At 62.4% G+C, this 2,549-nt stretch carries 3 protein-coding genes; all 3 read right to left on the bottom strand.

From position 1 onward, the window contains the following. The coding region (locus ACROSR_RS20460) for a type II restriction endonuclease (protein ID WP_432687720.1) at positions 1 to 1,007 on the bottom strand (1,007 nt) is incomplete at its 3' end. Continuing rightward, complete coding sequence (locus tag ACROSR_RS20455; RefSeq protein WP_432687719.1) at positions 1,008 to 1,484, bottom strand: very short patch repair endonuclease; 477 nt, start codon at positions 1,482 to 1,484, stop codon at positions 1,008 to 1,010. After that, positions 1,477 to 2,549 (bottom strand): DNA (cytosine-5-)-methyltransferase (gene dcm / locus ACROSR_RS20450; RefSeq protein ID WP_432687718.1); only part of this gene is annotated, 1,073 nt, incomplete at its 5' end. The genes dcm and ACROSR_RS20455, both read right to left, overlap by 8 nt.

Raw genomic sequence — 2,549 nt, 5'->3', positions numbered from 1 at the left:
CTTGTCTTCACGGCGAGCATCGACAGCCGTGCTGACGGATATGACGGGTCGGCATACTCAGCTTCACCGGGGAACAGAAAGTCGGCGGCGTTGCGCTTTTCCGTCGTTGCCTCCCGGCGGTAGCGAACGCCCCGTGCTTTAAGGATCGCCTCGACATGGTGGCCGAACGCCCAGCCGGCCCGGGATTTACGCCGGTTTTGCACCGACAGTGAAAACGACAGAAACCCGTCAACATCGACCATCTGGCCGTCGCTGAACCCTTCCGTCAGCCTTTCTGCCACTACCCGACGCTCGAGACTGCGAAACAGCGCCTCCTCGTGCTCCATCCATGCGATCAGGGCCGCGTCCGGAGCATCGCGCGGATCCACGCCGGTCAGCGTTTTTCGGGTAAATGCCGAGAATTCCGCGGTGCCGGGAAATTTCAGGCCGAAACGATCGACAAGTCTGCCCAGCGCATCGGGCTCTTCTTCCTCGGGTTCGATCCCGAGCTCACCGAGAACGAAGCGCGCGGCCAGATCGATATCCCGCCCGCCGTCAGCAGGGAGCTCACGCGGGCTGAGTCTGTAGTCCTCGGTCAGGCTCAGCCCAAACAGCCAGAGAAGCTTCTGTTCGGTGCTGCTGCCGGCCGGGCAGAGGATTGCCAGCACGCGGCGTTCAGCCGTCATGCACAGAAAAAGCGTGTCTCCCTCCCGGGCCCGGTGCACGACCGGTTCGCTGGCGGCGGGATAATACAGCCGGTATTCGGGACCGCGATGCCCCTTGCCGCGACGGCTGTCGTACCAGGTGCCGTGCAGTTCCAGGCGATCCGGCTCCTCCTGTTCGTCATCCATCCAGATATAGGTGACGGGAACCTGCTCTTTTTCGGCCGGGGTTCCGAGAAACAGCCGAAACGCGTCCACCCCCTGAAACTCATGACCATTGGAGACGGCCGGATCGACCTCTGTCCCGCGCAGCACCTTGGCGCCCGCGCCGGCGAAATATTCCGAAAGATACCCACGCGCCGCCATTCAGCCCTCGCTATCCGGCCCGGCGCTGTGGCCGGTCAGATCAAGGTCACCCTCACCGGAACGCAGCCAGTTCGCAACCACCGCAATCATCCTGGCAGGATCAAGGCGGCCACGGCCCTTCATCGCGCATTCCCAGACGATCCCGGTCCGCCAGCCCGCCTCGTTCAGCGCGGCGCGGGCGGCACGGTCACGTGCGACCGTACCGCCGATTTTCCTGCGCCAGAACTCCTCACGGGTCCTCGGCCAGCGGAACAGATCGCAGTCATGGCCGTGCCAGAAACAGCCGTTTACAAAAATGACAGCTCTGTATCTGGCAAACACAAGGTCCGGGCGACCGGGGAGGTTGCGGCTGTGCAGGCGATAGCGGAAGCCCAGCGCATGAAGTCCGCGCCGCAACACGAGTTCGGGCTTCGTGTCGCGGCCGCCGATCGCCGCCATATTGCGGCTGCGCGTGGCGCTGTCGTGAACATCAGCCAACTTTATTGAGTGGCGCGGGTCCGGACTTGATAAGGTCCAGCACATGCGGATGCATGACGCGGGCGACCTCGGCGAATACCGGCACCGCAACTGAATTCCCGAATTGCCTGTAGGCCTGCGTGTCGGAGACAGGAATGCGGAAGCTGTCCTCATATCCCATAAGGCGGGCGCATTCCCGTGGGGTGAGCCGCCGCGGACGCTGGCCTTCTCCCCGGCTGACCAGGATTTCCGAGCCGTCCTTGTAGTAGCGCGCAGAAAGCGTCCGGGCGATACTGTCGCCGTCGACCAGACCAAAGCCGAAGCCGTTGCCCTTTGCACGGTGCTTTGCCGCATACCCCTGCAGATAGCTCCACAGCTTGTCGGAGAGCGTGTAACGCTCGCTGACTGCGGCCTCCGGCCCGCAGGTAAAGTGGCTTTCGGGCGCCTCACTGCCGTCCTCCGGGTGCAGGATATCGCGCATGCGCCTGTTGCCGCGCGGCGGGATCGCCATCTCGTCAAAGGAGAACGGGACGTCCTCACGAAACCCGACCATCACGATGCGCTCGCGGTGCTGGGGCACGAAATGGGCGGCATCGATGATGCGCGTGTGAAGTTTGTATCCCAGCTCGTCCTCAAGCTTGCGCCGGATGACCGCGAACGTGCGCCCGCGGTCATGGCTTTTCAGGTTCTTTACGTTCTCCAGAAGGAATGCCGCAGGCCGGTGGTGCAGCAGGATACGCAGCACATCGAAAAAAAGCGTGCCTTGTGTTTCGTTCAGAAACCCGTGCTTACGGCTCAGCGCATTGAACTTCGACACGCCGGCAATTGAGAAGGGCTGACAGGGAAATCCCGCAACGAGCACATCATGTTCCGGGATCTGGTCTGCATCGATCGTCCGGATGTCACCTTCGATCGCCCGGTTATCAGGAAAATTTGCATGGTAGGTTGCCTGAGAAAACTTATCCCATTCCGAGGTCATCACGCAGCGTCCGCCCGCTTTCTCCATGGCCCGCCTGAGGCCGCCGATACCGGCGAAGAGATCGATGAAGGAGAAATCTCCCTCGGGCATTTTTGACCGCCGCGCCC

Origin of the sequence: Roseovarius tibetensis (assembly GCF_050896375.1) — a bacterium.
GTDB classification, from domain to species: Bacteria; Pseudomonadota; Alphaproteobacteria; order Rhodobacterales; family Rhodobacteraceae; genus Roseovarius; species Roseovarius tibetensis.
This window is presented reverse-complemented; position numbering and strand designations above follow the sequence as displayed.